General features: G+C 60.3%; 15 protein-coding genes. 8 read left to right on the forward strand and 7 right to left on the reverse strand.

Annotation, left to right across the window (positions count from 1 at the left end; genetic code table 11):
• Nucleotides 1–6 precede the first annotated feature (6 nt).
• The 7 genes from CD932_RS00100 (at nt 7) to CD932_RS00130 (ending at nt 9,396) form a co-directional block, all read left to right on the forward strand.
• Complete coding sequence (locus CD932_RS00100) at nt 7–639, forward strand: acetyltransferase (protein ID WP_094440855.1); 633 nt, start codon at nt 7–9, stop codon at nt 637–639.
• Complete coding sequence (locus CD932_RS00105) at nt 636–1,670, forward strand: aromatic ring-hydroxylating dioxygenase subunit alpha (protein WP_094440856.1); 1,035 nt, start codon at nt 636–638, stop codon at nt 1,668–1,670. Before CD932_RS00100 ends, CD932_RS00105 begins: the two co-directional genes overlap by 4 nt.
• 79 nt (nt 1,671–1,749) lie before the next feature.
• On the forward strand, nt 1,750–2,871 hold the full coding sequence (locus tag CD932_RS00110; RefSeq protein WP_094440857.1) for a DegT/DnrJ/EryC1/StrS aminotransferase family protein: 1,122 nt from the start codon (nt 1,750–1,752) through the stop codon (nt 2,869–2,871).
• Between the two features lie 53 nt (nt 2,872–2,924).
• The gene (locus CD932_RS00115; protein ID WP_176460823.1) at nt 2,925–4,022 is read left to right on the forward strand and encodes a class I SAM-dependent methyltransferase; all 1,098 of its coding nucleotides are present in this window, start codon (nt 2,925–2,927) and stop codon (nt 4,020–4,022) included.
• Nucleotides 4,023–4,035: 13 nt separating this feature from the next.
• The gene (locus CD932_RS00120; RefSeq protein WP_094440859.1) at nt 4,036–6,909 is read left to right on the forward strand and encodes a tetratricopeptide repeat protein; all 2,874 of its coding nucleotides are present in this window, start codon (nt 4,036–4,038) and stop codon (nt 6,907–6,909) included.
• 154 nt (nt 6,910–7,063) lie between these two features.
• Nucleotides 7,064–8,230 (forward strand): flagellin, encoded by a 1,167-nt coding sequence (locus tag CD932_RS00125; RefSeq protein ID WP_094440860.1) that lies wholly within the window; start codon nt 7,064–7,066, stop codon nt 8,228–8,230.
• A gap of 95 nt (nt 8,231–8,325) precedes the next feature.
• Nucleotides 8,326–9,396, forward strand: coding sequence for a hypothetical protein (locus CD932_RS00130; protein WP_094440861.1), 1,071 nt, complete (start codon nt 8,326–8,328; stop codon nt 9,394–9,396).
• 1 nt (nt 9,397) lies between these two features.
• On the opposite strand, the gene CD932_RS00135 is transcribed toward CD932_RS00130, so the two are convergent.
• Genes CD932_RS00135 through CD932_RS00165 form a run of 7 tightly spaced genes read right to left on the reverse strand, consistent with a single transcriptional unit; the run spans nt 9,398 to nt 15,640 of the window.
• Nucleotides 9,398–11,488 (reverse strand): flagellar biosynthesis protein FlhA, encoded by a 2,091-nt coding sequence (locus tag CD932_RS00135; protein ID WP_094440862.1) that lies wholly within the window; start codon nt 11,486–11,488, stop codon nt 9,398–9,400.
• Nucleotides 11,485–12,624, reverse strand: coding sequence for a flagellar biosynthesis protein FlhB (locus CD932_RS00140; protein WP_094440863.1), 1,140 nt, complete (start codon nt 12,622–12,624; stop codon nt 11,485–11,487). The genes CD932_RS00135 and CD932_RS00140 overlap by 4 nt, the downstream gene beginning before the upstream one ends.
• Nucleotides 12,617–13,414, reverse strand: coding sequence for a flagellar biosynthetic protein FliR (locus CD932_RS00145; RefSeq protein ID WP_094440864.1), 798 nt, complete (start codon nt 13,412–13,414; stop codon nt 12,617–12,619). The genes CD932_RS00140 and CD932_RS00145 overlap by 8 nt, the downstream gene beginning before the upstream one ends.
• A 12-nt stretch (nt 13,415–13,426) precedes the next feature.
• A complete protein-coding gene (locus CD932_RS00150) occupies nt 13,427–13,699 on the reverse strand; it encodes a flagellar biosynthetic protein FliQ (RefSeq protein ID WP_094440865.1) in 273 nt (90 codons plus the stop codon).
• The gene (fliP, locus tag CD932_RS00155) at nt 13,700–14,470 is read right to left on the reverse strand and encodes a flagellar type III secretion system pore protein FliP (RefSeq protein ID WP_094440866.1); all 771 of its coding nucleotides are present in this window, start codon (nt 14,468–14,470) and stop codon (nt 13,700–13,702) included.
• Nucleotides 14,467–14,841, reverse strand: a complete 375-nt coding sequence (locus CD932_RS00160; RefSeq protein WP_094440867.1) for a FliM/FliN family flagellar motor switch protein — start codon at nt 14,839–14,841, stop codon at nt 14,467–14,469. Before CD932_RS00160 ends, fliP begins: the two co-directional genes overlap by 4 nt.
• Nucleotide 14,842: 1 nt before the next feature.
• Nucleotides 14,843–15,640: a FliM/FliN family flagellar motor switch protein gene (locus CD932_RS00165; RefSeq protein ID WP_094440868.1), complete on the reverse strand. Its 798-nt coding sequence runs from the start codon at nt 15,638–15,640 to the stop codon at nt 14,843–14,845.
• Nucleotides 15,641–16,303: 663 nt separating this feature from the next.
• Here CD932_RS00165 and CD932_RS00170 point away from each other — a divergent pair.
• Nucleotides 16,304–16,642, forward strand: coding sequence for a flagellar hook-basal body complex protein FliE (locus CD932_RS00170; RefSeq protein WP_094440869.1), 339 nt, complete (start codon nt 16,304–16,306; stop codon nt 16,640–16,642).
• Nucleotides 16,643–16,680: the final 38 nt, after the last annotated feature.

The following is a 16,680-nucleotide window of genomic DNA, read 5'->3' on the forward strand; positions in this document are numbered from 1 at the left end:
GACACTATGCGAAACATTATTATTGTTGGGGCCGGGCGTTTTGGCCGCGAAATTTGCTGCTGGCTCGAACAGATGCTCGATCCGGCCACCATCCGCATCAAGGGCTTTCTGGACGACACGCGCGCGGTGGCGCCATGCCTGAATGACGAGTACCAGTATCCTTTGCTGGGAGCCATCGACGCCTATGCCCCGGGTGCCGGAGATGCTTTCGTCATTGCAATTGCGGAACCGGCCGACAAATTACGCATCGCGGCAGCCTTGCAAGCGAAGGGCGCCGTATTTTTCACGCTGATCCACCCCAGCGCCGTGCTGGCGCGCACGACAACCGTGGGCCAGGGCAACATCATTTGTCCGTTCGCCATGCTGTCAGCCGACAGCGTGACAGGCGATTTTGTCACCATCAACAGCTATTCCGGCATCGGCCATGACGCCGTGATCGGCGATGGCACCACGCTCAGTTCACACGTCGACATTACCGGCGGCGTGATCGTCGAGGCCGGCGTTTTCTTCGGTTCCGGCGCGGTGGTGCTGCCGCAACTGCGCATCGGCAGCGGTGCCAGGATCGGCGCCGGGGCAATCGTCATGCGTCCGGTGGATGCGGGCAGTACCGTGTATGCCATGCCGGCCAAAAAATTATGACGACATATCCCCTTTCGGCGCCGCAGCTGCGCAATACATTCTGGCATTTATTGTGCCATCGCAGCGAATTGCCGCAGCCCGGCGATTTTCTGAAACTTGACTGGCTCGATCAGGAAGTGGTGATCTTCAACGACGACGGCGAACTGGTGGTGTTTGACAACCTGTGCCCCCATCGCGGCACGCGTTTTTTCACCGACAACACCGGCAACGGGGCCATCGCCTGCCCCTATCATGGCTGGTCCTACCGCGCCGGTTCCCTGCATATTCCATGCAGGGAGCAATACGCGGCAGACGATCTGCGCAACGCGCGCCTCAATACGCTGCAGACCGACTGGTGCGCCGACTTTCTGTTTGCCTCGATATGTCCGGCGATGCCGCTCGACGCGCAACTGGGCGACACCTTCAACCTGCTCGGCGCCCTGTCTTTCAATATCGACGGTCTGGCCGACGTCAATGCCTATACGTTTGAGTGCGACTGGCGTATCGCACTGGAAAACGCACTGGAACCCTTGCACGTGCCGTTCATCCATCCGGACAGCCTGGGACAATTGAATCTGGGCGACGGCGTCAATGATTTCACCGCGTGGACCTCGGTATGGCAGGCACCGCTTGGCAACATTGCCATGGAAAAAAAGCTCAAAGGCATCAAGCGCCTGTTTCAGCTCGAGGGGCAATACCCGGGCTATCAAAGCATCTACCTGTTTCCATTCACAATGTTATCGTCGACGTTTGGCTATTCCTATTCTCTGCAGCATTTCTTCCCTGCAGAGTCGGCCAATCGCACCCATTTTTCCAGCCGTCTGTTGCCTGGCGTAACTAAAAATGCCGCCGCCAGCACTGCGCTGGCCGAATTTTTTCGCTCCACTGCGGCCATGAACCGCCAGGTATTTCATGAAGATCATCAGATCTGCCAACGCATCGTGCATGGGGCGGCAGACAACGAACGGTTCGGCATTTTATCTGTCCGGGAAGAAAAAATTGCGCATTTCCGGCGCTGCCTCAAGCTGGCCGGCACGCTGCAACAGCCATGAATTACCCTCTTGTCCTCGCCATGAACGGGCCACTCGACTGGCGTCATCAGAACTGCCCCCACATTGCCGATAGCGACCTATGAAACCTGAAGCCGACAACAAGCCCCTCTATGTCACGCAGCCGGCCATGCCGCCGCTGCGAGACTTTTTGCCTTATCTCGAGCAGATCTGGGACAACAAGATCCTGACCAATTGCGGTCCCTACCACCAGCAGCTCGAGCAGGCGCTGGCGCAGTACCTGGGCGTCAAATATATCTCCCTGTTTGCCAACGGCACGCTGGCACTGATGACGGCCCTGCAGTCGATGCGCATCTCCGGCGAAGTCATCACCACGCCTTACTCCTTCGTGGCCACCGCGCATGCCATGCTGTGGAACGGCATCAAGCCGGTTTTCGTCGATATCGAACCCGGTGGCTTCAACATCGATCCCCGAAAAATCGAGGCGGCGATCACACCGCAAACGACGGCCATCATGCCTGTGCACTGCTATGGTCATCCCTGCGATGTCGGGCGGATTGAAGAAATTGCCAGCAATTATGGCTTGAAAGTAATCTATGATGCGGCGCACGCTTTTGGCGTGCAATCTGGCGGCAGCAGCGTGCTGCTGCAGGGCGATTTGTCCGTGCTCAGCTTTCATGCCACCAAGGTGTTCAACACCTTCGAGGGCGGCGCTATTGTTTCTCCCGACGCAAAGACCAAGCGCCATATCGATCACCTGAAAAATTTCGGCATTGTCGACGAAGTCACTGTCGTCGCTCCTGGCATCAATGGAAAGATGAACGAGATCAGTGCGGCGTTCGGCTTGCTGCAGTTAAAGAATATTGATATGGCCTTGCAACAACGCGCCGAGATCGATCACAAGTATCGCGCCGGCCTGCGCGGCATCGATGGCATTCACTGCCCCAAGCCACCGGCAAGCGCGGTACACAACCATTCATACTTCCCCATCCTGGTGCAAGCGGGCTATCGCCTGAGCCGCGACGGGCTGTTCCAGAAGTTGCGCGATGCCGACATCTATGCACGGCGTTATTTTTACCCTCTCATCAGCGAGTTTCCCATGTATCGCGGCATGCCCTCCGCAGCCACGGCCAATTTGCCTGCGGCAACGCTGGTATCGGCGCAAGTCATCTGCCTGCCCATGCACCCGGAACTGACCGATGCGCATGTCGAAAAGATCGTACAGATCATCCGTACAGCGTAGCCCGGACGGCGCCCGAGACTGACCTACCCATTTTAAAGAATATGCAAAATTCCATGAATAATTCCTCCAGCAATGCCAAGCCTGTTCTGATTTTTCCGGCAGGCATGCCGCGTTCCCTGGAATATCTGGAGCGCTGTCTTCGTACCGGCCAGGATGTGATAGGTTCGTCTTCGCTTGCCTATGACGTGGCAAAATCGCGCTATCCGGACTGGGCACATCTGCCCTACATTACCGATCCCGCCTTCAGTGACGCGCTCGTCACGCTGATCAATCAATACAAGGTCGGCGCGATCTACACGCCCAATGTGGTGGCGTGGTCCTATCTCAATCGCATGTTGCCGGTGATCGCGCCAGACGTGCCTCTCGTCAATGCATCGCCCATATCGGAAGAAGTGAGCGGCTACAAGGCGGCCACCAGACGCGGTCTGCAGATGCTGGAAAAACCGCTGTCACTGGCATCGAGCGTGAAACAGCTGCCTTGCGCTTCCGAACTGGAACTGAGCACGTTGTTCAGGCACGCCACCATCATTCCGGGCATGTGCGATGATGAAAAGATAGGCGCACTGTGTGAAATCGCCCGACATAGCGTGGCCGGTGATATCGTCGAAATTGGCAGCGCCTATGGCAAGTCGGCCTTTGTGTTGGCACGACTGGCACAGCTGCACCATACAGGCCCCCTCCTGTGCGTAGACCCATGGCAAAGCGAGTTTACCGTGCAGCACGATGCTGCCGGCCTGCTTGACAGCCTGGTCAACGAATTTGACAATGACGAAATCTTGCGCGTCTTTGAAATGAGCTTGCTTCCCTATAGCAACGGCAAGATCAATTATCTGCGCCTGCCATCGACCGAGGCCGTACGGCATTACGCCACCGAACGCGACGTCACAACCTCTGCCTTCGGCACCACCACCTATTGCGGTCAGATTGCCATACTGCATATCGACGGCAACCACAGCTATGAAGCGGCGCGCGCCGATGTCGACGCCTGGAGCGGCCATGTGTTGCCGGGCGGCTGGATCGTCATCGACGATTACGTCTGGCCTTATGGCGACGGTCCGCAGCGGGTGGGCGACGAATTCCTGAATGAAAACAAACACCGTCTCAGCTGCGCATTCGTGATGGGTACCGCGCTGTTCCTGCAGTTGCACTGAGGTCTGGACACATATGCCATCATCTACTCCACCATCGCCACGAAATGCGGTCCTGGCAAGTGCTGGCCGAGCCAACAGCAAGGCTGACAAGGTCATCGCGGCGGCCATCGATAATTATCGCAAGATGCAGTCGAGCTTGCCGCAAGACGCCGAAGTTCACTATACCATTGGTCATGCCTTGTCCCTGAGCGGCAAAACAGACGATGCGCAGGCGGCATTTCGTCTGGCGATCGAACTCAAGCCCAACCACCTCAACGCATTGAAAGACTATGCATCGCTGTTGCATGAGCGTGAACGGTATGAAGAAGCTGTTGTCCACTACCGTGCGGCGTCGCTGCTGGCGCCGGAAGACGCGGCGATTGCCTGCAGCCTGGGCGCGGCCTTGCAGGCGACGGGCGCACTGGACGAGGCTTTGATTGCCTATCGAACAGTGCTCGACCTGATGCCGGACAGCGCTTCGGCCCACAACAATATCGGCTCGGTGCTGCAAAACCAGGGGCAGATCGAACTGGCACAGCAGAGTTTCATGCGCGCCCTGGAAATCGAACCGGATTTTGCCGATGCCCTGTGCAATATGGGCGTGTGCATGCTGGGAGTTGGTCGGCTTGACGAGTCGCTGGACTATACCAGGCGCGCCATTGCGCGCCATCCCGCACATCTGCAGGCACGCACCAATCTCACTTCGATTCTTTTCAGGCAAGGCCGCAATGATGAGGTGATAAAGCAATGCCGCCTGGCGCTGGAAATCAATCCGGATTGGAAATTTATCCACAGCAATCTGCTGTTTTCACTTTCTCATAGTGAACAACTGGCTCCCGCAGCGGTGTTTTCCGAACACCTGCGCTACGCGGAGCAATTCGAAGCACCGCAACGGGCAGCCTGGCCACGGCATGCGAACGTGCGCGACCCCGAGCGCCGCCTGCGTATCGGTTTCGTCTCCGCCGATCTGTACAGCCATGTCGTTTCCAGTTTCATCACGCCAGTATTCGACCATCTGCGCCATGCGCCGGGATTGGAACTGCTGGTATATGCCAACAGTCTGCATGACGATGAATCGAGCCGGCATTTGAAAACACTGGTCGATATCTGGCGGCAAGTGGAAAAAATGAATGATGAGCAACTCGCGCAGTTGATCAGCGACGACGGCATCGACATCCTGATCGACCTGTCCGGGCATACCGGCGGCAACCGGCTGACCACTTTTGCCGGCAAGCCCGCGCCGTTGCAGGCAAGCTGGATCGGCTATCCCATGACGACCGGTCTACAAGCGATGGACTACTATATCAGTGACCGATATTTTTCACCGCCTGGCCTGCTGGACGCGCAATTTACGGAAAAGCTGCTGCGTCTGCCCGCAACCTCACCTTTCATGCCGCCTGCCGAAACCCCTGCGGTCAGTGCCGCGCCGGCACTGACCAATGGCCATATCACATTTGGCAGTTTCAACCGGCCCAGCAAACTGAGTCGGAAACTGATTGCCAGATGGGCGACATTGCTGCGCGCCTTGCCCGATGCGCGCATGGTCATGGCCGGCATGTCCGACGATGGCCTTGCCGACACCTTGCGCGCCTGGTTTGCAGAGGAAGCCATCGCCAGCGAACGGCTTGATTTTTATCGCCATACGCATACCGCCGCCTACCTCAAGCTGCATGAGCAGGTCGATATCTGTCTTGACACCTCGCCTTATGCCGGCGGCACCACAACCCTGTATGCCTTGTGGATGGGCGTACCCACCCTGACCATGACCGGCCCGACCCTGCCGTGCCGGGTTGGCGCCGCAATCATGTCGCAAACCGGGTTGCCTGAATTTATCGCCAGCGATGAAGCCGATTTTATTGAAAAGGGTGTACAGCTTGCCGGCAACCTGCCCCACCTTGCCGCCATTCGTATGCAAGCACGTGCGCGCATGAGCAATAGCGCCATGGGGCAGCCGGCGCTGATCGCCGCCGGCCTCGATCACGCGTTGCGCACCATCTGGCAGCGCTGGTGTGCCGGCTTGCCACCAACGTCGTTCGAGTCCGAACCTGAACAAAGTGCCCTGATCGAGCGCGCCCGCAGCCACAAGGCATTGCATGAGGTAAAGGTGGACGTCGCCTTGCCGCTGGCGCTCGAACATCACCAGGCCGGCCGACTTGAAGCGGCCGAAACACTGTACCTGGCGATTCTTCATGTGCAAGCCGACCACCCCATCGCCAATCACAACATGGGTTTGCTGGCAGGCCAGCTGGGCTATCACGATGCGGCCCTGCCCTATCTGTACAAGGCCCTGCAGAGCGCCGGCGACGAGAGCGACTTTCATTATTCCTACGCCAATGGCTTGTTGCAGGCAGGCCAGCCGCAGCAGGCATTGGAAATTATCGACGCGGCGATGGCGCAGGGACACGACAGCGCTCAGGCACAGGCCTTGCAACACCGCGCGCGCCAGTTGCTGGCCGGCGACGGCCCCAGCCAGGCGGAAGAAGAACAGCTGATTGCCCTGTTCGAAGCAGGGCGCCATGCGGTACTGGAAACTGCGGCGCAAGCGCTGGTCACGCGTTATCCGGCATCCGGTTTTGCCTGGAGCGTATTAGGCACCGCGCTGCAGCTACAAGGCAAGGATGCCTTGCAAACGCTGCTGCAGGCGGTGGCACTGGCTCCCGGCGACGCCCAGGCGCTGAGCAATCTGGGCAATGAATGGCAGGCACACGACAAGCACCAGGAGGCAATTGCCTGCTATCAAAGGGCGCTGGAACGCGATCCGCAATTTGCTGCCGCGTATGGTAATCTTGCCCGGGCACAACATGCACTGGGCATGGTCGCAGATGCCGCCAGCAATTTCCGGCAGGCGCTGGCGCTGGCACCGGATGACGCGCAACTGCTGAAAGACCTGGCAATTCTGCAAGCATGAGGTCGCACTGTATGGGCAACGGTTTGCCTCGCATGAATTTATTTTCAGAAATTTCTCATAAGAATTTAATTTTCTCGAAGCAATGGTCGTCTTGTACTCATGAGAGCGCAAAAATGCTGCTCCACACCGCATTCAACCAACTGGAGTACTTTTCATGCTGAGCCTTCACACCAACGCTGCCGCCCTGTCCGCACAATCGTCGATCTCGAAAACCCAACAGTCGCTGTCGACATCGATGACGCGTCTGTCCACCGGCTACCGCATCAACTCGGCAATGGATGACGCTGCCGGCCTGCAAATCGCCACCCGCCTGAAAGCACAAACCAGCGGTATGGCCATGGCCATGCGCAACACGCAGAACGCCACCTCGATGATCCAGACCGCCGACGGCGCGCTGGGCGAAAGCACGAACATCCTGGTGCGCATGAAAGACCTGGCCACGCAAGCGGCCGATGGTTCGTCGACCGTTGACGACCAAAAAGCCATGCAATCCGAATTCGACACACTGACCAACGAACTGAGCAACGTTCTGGGCAACACCTCGTTCGCTGGCGCCAAACTGATGTCCGTCGCAGCAACGGCAGCCCAAAAAACTGCGGCGCTGACCAAAGCTACCACTGATGGCCTGGCTGTCACCGATTCAACGCTCGGTACCACCTACCTGGCAACCTCGGCTGGCTCGGTGCTGGCCACTGCAGTGACCGCCAACGGCACAGGCGGCGCCAACGCCACTACCGCCGCTGCCGTGGTCACTGCAACGACCGCCAAACTGACCGCCGATAAAAACGATCAAGTGGCAAAAGCCACCGCCGCCGCTTCCGCAGCGTACAGCACCGCCGCCAATGCCAGCGACGCCACCAATGACGGCAAGTTCTCGGGCAACCTGCAATTCCAGATCGGCGCCTCGACCAAGGAAACGATGAGCTTTGACCTGTCGGCGCAGCTGGGCGCCATGCAGACTGCGCTGAAAGGCGCCACCGCCAATTTCAACACCTTCGGCGCCGCAGCGGGCACCGCAGGCACCGAACTGACCACGCCGGCAAATGCCTCGGCCGCCATCGACAAACTGCAGGCCGCGATCGACTCGGTCGGCACCACCCGCTCGTCGCTGGGTGCGGCAGCGAACCGCCTGGACAAAGTCTACAGCAACCTGTCGAACGTCAGCACCAACACCCAAGGCGCTTCGGGTCGTATCATGGACACCGACTTCGCGACCGAAAGCTCGAACATGACCGCTTCGCAAATGCTGCTGCAAGCTGGTACCGCAATGCTGAAACAAAGCAACAGCATGTCCTCGATGGTCATGTCGCTGCTGCAATAATAGTAATATTCTTCTGACCTTGCGCAGGTCAGGCGCACCAGAGCCAACTGCGCAAGCAGTTGGCTTTTTTTTCATCCCAGGCGGGAAGAGCAGCAATGGCCATAGACAGAGTATCCGCAGGCAACCCCCTGCCCCTGATTACGCAGCGTCTCGACGTCAGCCCGGCCACGCCGCTGACGCCGGGCGTGGTGCTGCCGCTGGTGCCGGTCGGCTCCTTCATGGCGCCGGCGCCCGACGCCGGCACGCTGCCGGCGCAGCTGGCGCAAGCGCAAGACGCCCTGGCGGCCCTGGTCAAGCCGCATGCCGGCGAGCCGGGCCTGGGCGCCACCGCGCGCGACAGCAGCGCGATGCAGCTCAATCAATTATTTTTTACGCGCCAGCTGGTGTGGCAGCCGCCCGATGCGGCGCAGCTGGCCGCCTCGTGGCGCGTGATGGTGAAAACCTACGGCGAGCAATATGCGGCGCTGCAGGAGCACGCGCGCGGCCAGCACCTGCCCGGCAACCTGTTCATGGCCGAGCAGCAGCCGGTGACGCGACCATCGCTGCCGCTCGATACAGAGGCCTGGCGCTTTGCCGTCTACGGCTGGGGCGGCCAGCGCCTGCTGCTGCGCGTGCTGCCCGGCGGCGACGGCGACGACGCGCCGCGCAAGCGCCACGGCAAGGTGGCGCTGCGCATCGAATTGCTGATCGACGATGTCGGACGGGTGGTGATCCAGATGGAACCGGCCCAGGATGGCGTGCTGCTGGAACTGGCCGCCGATGACGAGCTGGCCCTGGCGCATCTGCGCCGCGTGCTGCCCGAGATCGCCGCTTGCGTGCGCCAGGCCGGCCTGCGCCTGCTGCGCTGCCGCCTGAACCGCGCGCTGCATGGCCAGAGCGTGCATGGCGGCTACCCGATGCAGGCGGCGGCCAGCGCGCTGTCGCTGCCGGTATTCCAGGCGATGGCCGAAGTGGCCCTGTTGCTGACACGGCCGCCCGCAGAAGCGGCGCAGGATCCGGCCGGCCATGAGGCGCCAGCGCCGTCGGCGCCGGAAGAGCCGGTGTTTGTATCGAAGGAAGTGGCGGCGCCCAAGGACTACTGGGGCGACGCCACGGTCGAGGAAATCGTGTTGCCGGCCGATCAGCTGGCCATCGAACTGCTCACCCCCATCGACGAGCACAACTGAATCAACCGACAGTGCCGATAATGCTCACTTCGCGGTTTTCCGGAATCTCGTTATACGACAGCACATGCAGGCCCGGCGCGAACAGGCGCGCATAGCGGGCCAGCAGCGGGCGGATCTGCGGCAGCACCAGCAGCAGCGGCGGCGTGGCCTGCTGCTTCATCTGCTCACGCGCGACCGGCATGTTGACCTGCAGTTGCGACAGCAGGTGCGGGTCGATCGGATAATTATCCAGGGTCACCTTGCCGGACTGGCGCGCCTGGTTCAATGAACCGAGCAGCATGTTTTCCAGCTCGCCACCGAGGTTAAACGCCTGCATCTCCAGCTTTTGCCCGAACAGCCCACTGACGATCTGGCGCCGCAGCGCACAGCGTACTTCGGCCGCCAGCAGGATCGGGTCCTTGGTCGTTTCGGCGCTGTCGAGCAAGGTGGTGGCGATCGGCACGATATCCTTCAACGACACGTTTTCGGCCAGCAGCACGCGAAACACGCGCAGCAGTTGCGTGTGCGTCAGCGCCTTGCCGAGCGCGTCCGACAGTTTCGGCGAGAGCGCATTAAGGCGCTCCATCATGTGCGACACGTCTTCATGGCGGAACAGTTCCGGCAGGTACTCGCGGATCATTTTCGACAGATGGGTGGCGATCACGCTGGGCGCTTCGATCACCTGATAGCCCATGCCCAGCGCATGGGCCTTCTCGCCCGGTTCGATCCAGGTGACGGGCATGCCGTAGGCCGGTTCGATGCCGGGAATGCCGTCGAGCTGGCCATACACATTGGGCGAGGGAATCGCCATCAGGCGGTCGGCCTGCACCTCGGCCTGGGCCACCACCGTGCCAGACAGCATGATCGTGTATTGCGAGGGCTTCAGGGCCAGGTCGTCGCGCACGCCGATCTGCGGCAACAGCAAGCCCATCGCTTCGGACAGGCTCTGGCGTACGCCCTTGACGCGCTTGTTCAGCGGCTCGCCCTGGGTCTTGTCGACCATGCCGACCAGTTTATAGCCGAGCATGACCATCAGCGGCTGCACGGCCGGCAACTGCTGCCATTCCAGCTCGGCCGGCTTGTCGCCCAGCAGCGCCGCTGCGACGGCGGCCATGCCGGAATTATCGGGCGCCTTGATGCGTTGCTGCGTGAGGCGCCAGGCGACAAAGCCCAGCACCGCCGCGAACGTCATGAACATCAACCACGGCATACCCGGAATCAGGGCCAGCGCCACCATCATGCCGGAGGCGCTGAAGAGCACCGTTGGCGAGGTCAGCACCTGGCCCGCCACCTGCTGTTCAAAGTCGCCAGAATCGCTGATACGCGTTACCAGAATGGCGGCTGCGGCCGACAGCAGCAGCGCCGGGATCTGCGCCACCAGGCCATCACCGATGGTCAAGAGCGCATACTGGCGGAACGACTCGCCGAACGACAGGTCGTGCATCAGCGAACCGATCGCCACGCCACCGACCATGTTGATGATCAGAATCAATATACTGGCGACGGCGTCGCCGCGCACGAATTTCGAGGCGCCGTCCATGGCGCCATAAAAGTCCGCCTCGGCGGCCACGTCCTTGCGCCGCAACTGGGCTTTTTCCTGGTTGATCAGGCCGGCGTTCAGGTCGGCGTCAATCGCCATCTGTTTGCCCGGCAAGGCGTCGAGCGTAAACCGGGCCGACACTTCCGAGATGCGTTCCGCGCCCTTGGTCACCACCGCGAAGTTGATGATCATCAGAATCACGAAGACCACGATACCGACCACGAAGTTGCCGCCGATAACCACATTACCGAACGCTTCGATCACTTTACCGGCCGCGTCGGCGCCAGTATGGCCGTGCAGCAGTACCACCCGCGTCGACGCCACGTTCAGGGTCAGGCGCAGCATGGTGGTGGCCAGGATCACCGTCGGGAAGACCGAGAAATCGAGCGGCCGCTTGGCCGAGACGCTGACCAGGATGACGATCAGGGCCAGCACGATATTGAAGGTGAACAGGATATCGAGCAGCACCGGCGGCAGCGGCAAGATGATCATGGCCAGTATCACCAACAAGAACATTGGCGTGGCGAACTTGTGGCGGCGCATCTCGGCAACCAGTCGGTTCAGGAAATTCATGGCGGTACGACCTCGCTCAGATGAGATGGCACGGCCATCTCGGTGGGTAACACGGGCTGGGCAGTGCGCTGCCCGGACCGGAATGCTTTCAGTTGCAGGATGTAGTTCAGCACCTGCGACACGGCCTGGTACAGTTGCACAGGAATCTGCTGCTGCACCTGGCTGGTGTTGTAAATGGCGCGCGCCAGCGGCGGCAGTTCCAACGTCTCGATATTGTGTTCGCGCGCCACCTGGCGAATATACAGCGCCATTTCGTCGACCCCCTTGGCCACCACGAAGGGCGCCTCGGCGCGGTCCTGGTCATACTTGAGCGCGACGGCATAGTGTTCGGGATTGACGATCACCACGTCGGCGTCGGGCACGGTCTTGCGCACGCTGCGCCGGCCCAGCTGCTGCTGCAACTGGCGGATGCGCTGGCGCACTTCGGGCCGCCCTTCGCTGCTCTTGTGCTCCTCCTTGACGTCCTGCTTGCTCATGCGCTGATTTTTGGCAAAGAAGAAGGCCTGCGCCGGCACGTCGATGATGGCGAACAGGATAAACACCGAAATGAGCGCCATCAGGCCGTCGAGCATCAGCGCCGAGCCGTCCAGCATGGCCTGCTGCAAGGGCCGGTGCTGCAGGTCCACGTAGTGCGCCAGGCTGGAACGGCTGACATGCACCAGCACCATGCCCAGCACCACCGCCTTGGCGATCGAGATGCCGAATTCAAAGCCATGCTTCGGCGTGATCAGGCGTCCGAGGTTCTTGGCCGGACTCAGGCGTTCCATCTTCGGCGCCCAGTTCTTGGTGCTGATGACCCAGCCGCCGGGAATCAGGGAACCGAGCACGACAAAGAACGGCACGCAAAACAGCGGCAGGATCATCTTGATCAACAGGCCTACCGAGGTCGTAAACGCGCTCGACATGGCATTGTCGAGCGCACCCGTGCTGTCGAGTGGCATAAAGGACATGGCGAACAGCTGGCGGAACGACTCAAGATAGCTGGGCAACAGATACACGAACAGCTTCATGCTGATCAGGATGCCGAGCGCGGTCGACAGGTCGCGCGAGCGCACCACCTGGCCTTCCTGGCGCGATTTCTTCAGCTTTTGCTGTGACGCCTTTTCGGTTTTGTCGCCCGAGCTATTGTCAGCCATGGGCTACCCGCATCTGTTCGGCGATCATGTCGAGCACCCGGTTGGTCATGGCGATATAGTGTTCGGGAATGAATTTGACGATCTGCACCAGCATCAGCAGGCCAAACACGGTGATCATCGAAAAGCCAAGCGAGAACAGGTTCAGCGATGGCGCCACGCGGTTCAGGAAACCGAAGCCCAGCTGCACCACCATGGTGGAAAACACGATCGGCAGGGCCAGCAGCATGGCGGCGGCAAAAATCCATGCGACGTTATAAGCCACCGTCTGCAGCAGCAGCGGACCGTAGCCCTGCCCGACCGGCCAGGCCTTGAAGCTGGCGCCGATCACGCCGGCCAGCACCAGGTGGCCGTCGACGGTAAAAAACACGATCATGCACAGAATCGTGAGCAGGCCCGAGATCACGTCCGACGAAGTGCCGTTGAGCGGATCGTTCATGACGGCCATCGAAAAGCCCACCTGGCTCGACACGAGAAAGCCGAGCACCGACATGACCGACATGGCAAAGTGAAACGCCAGCCCCAGCACGAAGCCGATGATGGCCTGCTCCAGGGTGGCCACCATCGCGTGCAGCGACAGCGGATCGATGGTGAGCAGTTCGCGCGAGGCGCCGGACGCCTGCATCACCGGCAGCATCAGGATCGCCAGGATCAGCGCCAGCAGGACGCGCACCGTGACCGGCACCGTGGCGTCGCCGATCACGGGCGAGGCGCTGAGCATGGCCAGGATGCGGCAGAACGGCCACCATACGGCCAGCAGGAACGGCAGCACCTGGTTGAAAATCTCGTTCATGCACGCGTCCCGCTAGCCGACCAGGGTGGCGGCGCGCTGAAAAATCGACACGCAATAATCCATCAGGTAACCCGACATCCAGCGCCCGGCCAGTATCAGCGCCAGCAAGGTCACCAGCAGGCGCGGCAAAAAGCTCAGCGTCTGTTCGTTGATCTGCGTGGCGGCCTGCACCAGCGCCACCACCAGGCCCATCAGCAAACCGGGCACGACCAGCACCACCACCAGCAGCATGACGATGTGCAGCGCTTCGATGACGAGGTCGACGGCAACTTCCGGCGTCAGCATTTAATACGCCTGTATGCTGGTGACCAGCGTATTGACGGTCAGGGTCCAGCCATCGACCAGCACGAACAGCAGCAGCTTGAACGGCAGCGAGATGACCAGCGGCGAGAGCATCATCATGCCCATCGCCATCAGCACGGACGCCACCACCAGGTCGATGATCAGGAACGGTATGAACAGCATGCAGCCGATCTGGAACGCCGTCTTCAGTTCCGACAGCACGAAGGCGGCCAGCTTGACGGTAAAACTGTGATCCTGCGGGCGCATGGTGGACGGCTCGCCGGCCAGGTGGGCGATCTGCGCCAGCGCCGCCTTGCTCGTCTGCGCCAGCATGAAGCGCGTGACCGGCACTTCGGCGGTTTTCAGGGCCTGCTGCAGGCCGATCTGGTCGCGGTCATACGGCACGAATGCTTCCTTCCACACCTGCTCGCCGATCGGACGCATCACCAGCAAGGTCAGAATCAGCGCGATGCCGGTGACGATACGGTTGGGCAAACCCTGCTGCAGGCCCAGGGCCTGGCGCAGCAAGGACAGCACGATCACGAAACGGGTAAAGCTGGTCATCATCATGACCATCACGGGCAGCAAGCCCAGCAAGGTCATGATGACCAGGATCTGCATCTTGACCGACAGGTCGGTCTTTGCGCCCGGCACCACGCCGGCCAGCAGGTCCTGCGCGCCGGCGCTGGCGCACGCCAGCATCAGCAGCGGCGCGAGCAAGGCCGCAGCCAGCGCACCACGGTGGCCGCGCCAGCCGGTTACCGCCTGCTTCATGCCGTCATCAGGTCGAGATTGAGGCCATCGAGATCGATTACCTTCAGGCCGTAGTTTTCGCCGGCCACCACCACTTCGGCGCGGCCGATCGGCGTGCCATTGACCTTGATGACCAGCGGTTCGCCGGCCAGCATGTCGAGTTCGATCACGCTCTCCGGGCCGATCGCCATCAGCTCTTCAAGCGAGATGCGGGCCGAGCCCACTTCCAGGGTCAGGGTCACGGGTATCTTGCGCATCATCTGCGGGATGTCGCGCCGCGTGCGCGTGCTGGCGACATCGCTGACCTCGTTGACATCGCCCTGGTCGATGATCATCTCGTCGCCCAGGTCTTCCAGCAAGGTTTCGCTCTGGTTGGTATCGGTCATATTCATATTATTCGACATCTTCAAATGAGGTTAAACAGAGCTTGCCCTTGTGTTCGGACACGGCGGCCGTAAACAGGCGCGAATCGTCGAGCATGACATCGGTTCGGCTGAGGCTGACCGGGATCACATCGCCCACCCGCAGGTCGAACAGGGCGCCCAGTTGCACCTGTTTGCTGACCAGGCGACCTTCCAGCGTCACTTGCAAACGCGAAGCGAGTGGCCGCACGCTGCGCAGCGCCTTTTTCGCCTGCGCCCGTTCGGGCAGCAGGCCGCGCAGCACATCGGCCATCAATGGCTTGTCGAGCGAAAACCAGATTTGTCCGGACAGCCCCGCTTCGACATCACTGACGCTGACGCTGACGATCCAGCTGGAGCGCGCCGGCCGCACGCCAGGCTGCAGCACCAGCGCCGCTTCCGGATCGATGCTGCTCGATTTGCCGACCGCCAGCAAGTTCTTGTGGATGCGCGAAAACAGGCTGGCGATCAATTGTTGTCCCAGCACCACAGACAAGCGTTCTTCGGTGGCCGTCACGCGCACCAGCGCCGGGTCGACCGGCACGCTTTTCGCGCCGGCGCTGCCATAGCGGTAGTTCAGCACCTGCAGCAAGATCTTGCGGTCCAGCGAAAAGCCGGCCTGGCCTGCCGGCGAGGCAAAGGCAAGCCAGCGGTTTTGATTGTCTTCGTTGTCCACGCGCGACAGACTGACGTCGTCGATCTGGAAATTTCCCCAATAGCGGCGGCTCATCGGCAGGCGCAATCCGCTTGTCAGGTCGTCGCGCAACTGGGCGCCAAAGACGTGCAACAAGTGGACAGGACGCCCAAGCAGACAGGAATCGAGGACTTGATGGCGCAAAGTTTGATCTGTCTTGGTAGTTATCATGTGGGTCAAGTCGGTGTTGCGATGGCAGAACAAATTATACGGGATCGCCTGAACTTGCATATGACCAATATGCCGCGGACAGGCCATTTGATTTGGCCGTCGCCGGCAAAATCGGCACAAAAAAGCCACAACTTGCAATGACGCTGCAGAGTGCGCCGGCAATCCAGCACGCCCTTCGCATTATCCTGGCTCTCCCCGGTGCTGGAGAATACAGTAAATTACCGCATATTGCCACGAGTCAATATTATCAGGGACAATCCGTCCTTTACTTTATAGTTGCTGCGAGGTAAGCTTGCGACCATAAAATATCGCTTTGCAGCAGGCCATTCCACTTTCCTGATTTCAGTTTTGCTGATGGTTGATTTGATTAGAGATTGACGTCGCAAGAAACTTTTATCGCTTGAATATTATTGCCATGGCCATGCAGACATATTGCATACGACAGTGAGGGTTTGCTTGAAACTCGTTCTCGCATTTGGCGTGGCGTGGCAACTGATAAAACTGATGGGTTCGGCGACATCGGACCGGGCAAGATGGCAACACCAGTAATTCTGTTTGATTCCGCACCGCATTTGAAAAGAGGACAAGATGAGCAATGAACTCGCAGGTTTTATCAAGGCCGACCTGGCGGCATTAAGCAACGATGCGCGCGCGCTGGGCACCAGCATCGCGCCGGCCGCCAGCTTTGGCGCGCAGGAACCATCGGGCTTTTCGTTTGCGCAAAGCATGCAGGACGCCTTCGGCAAGGTCAACACCGAGGACCGCGCGGCGGCGCAGAAGATGAGCGACGTCGACAGCGGCAAGAGCGACGATCTGGTCGGCGCCATGCTGGCCAGCCAGGAAGCGAGCCTGTCCTTTTCCATGTTGATGCAAGTGCGCAACAAGGTCATGGGCGCCGTCGACGAACTGATCAAATTGCCACTGTAGTTAGTCCATACTTACTGTCACTCTTGCACTACGCTTAC

This window comes from Janthinobacterium sp. PC23-8 (assembly GCF_002250505.1).
In the GTDB taxonomy this organism is placed as follows: Bacteria; Pseudomonadota; Gammaproteobacteria; order Burkholderiales; family Burkholderiaceae_D; genus Janthinobacterium.

Bases quoted from the DNA above. Each gene is read 5' to 3' on its own strand.
- CD932_RS00100 (WP_094440855.1), top strand. From the start codon at position 7: ATGCGAAACATTATTATTGTTGGGGCCGGGCGTTTTGGCCGCGAAATT.
- CD932_RS00105 (WP_094440856.1), top strand. From the start codon at position 636: ATGACGACATATCCCCTTTCGGCGCCGCAGCTGCGCAATACATTCTGG.
- CD932_RS00110 (WP_094440857.1), top strand. From the start codon at position 1,750: ATGAAACCTGAAGCCGACAACAAGCCCCTCTATGTCACGCAGCCGGCC.
- CD932_RS00115 (WP_176460823.1), top strand. From the start codon at position 2,925: ATGAATAATTCCTCCAGCAATGCCAAGCCTGTTCTGATTTTTCCGGCA.
- CD932_RS00120 (WP_094440859.1), top strand. From the start codon at position 4,036: ATGCCATCATCTACTCCACCATCGCCACGAAATGCGGTCCTGGCAAGT.
- CD932_RS00125 (WP_094440860.1), top strand. From the start codon at position 7,064: ATGCTGAGCCTTCACACCAACGCTGCCGCCCTGTCCGCACAATCGTCG.
- CD932_RS00130 (WP_094440861.1), top strand. From the start codon at position 8,326: ATGGCCATAGACAGAGTATCCGCAGGCAACCCCCTGCCCCTGATTACG.
- CD932_RS00135 (WP_094440862.1), bottom strand. From the start codon at position 11,488: ATGAATTTCCTGAACCGACTGGTTGCCGAGATGCGCCGCCACAAGTTC.
- CD932_RS00140 (WP_094440863.1), bottom strand. From the start codon at position 12,624: ATGGCTGACAATAGCTCGGGCGACAAAACCGAAAAGGCGTCACAGCAA.
- CD932_RS00145 (WP_094440864.1), bottom strand. From the start codon at position 13,414: ATGAACGAGATTTTCAACCAGGTGCTGCCGTTCCTGCTGGCCGTATGG.
- CD932_RS00150 (WP_094440865.1), bottom strand. From the start codon at position 13,699: ATGCTGACGCCGGAAGTTGCCGTCGACCTCGTCATCGAAGCGCTGCAC.
- fliP (WP_094440866.1), bottom strand. From the start codon at position 14,470: ATGAAGCAGGCGGTAACCGGCTGGCGCGGCCACCGTGGTGCGCTGGCT.
- CD932_RS00160 (WP_094440867.1), bottom strand. From the start codon at position 14,841: ATGAATATGACCGATACCAACCAGAGCGAAACCTTGCTGGAAGACCTG.
- CD932_RS00170 (WP_094440869.1), top strand. From the start codon at position 16,304: ATGAGCAATGAACTCGCAGGTTTTATCAAGGCCGACCTGGCGGCATTA.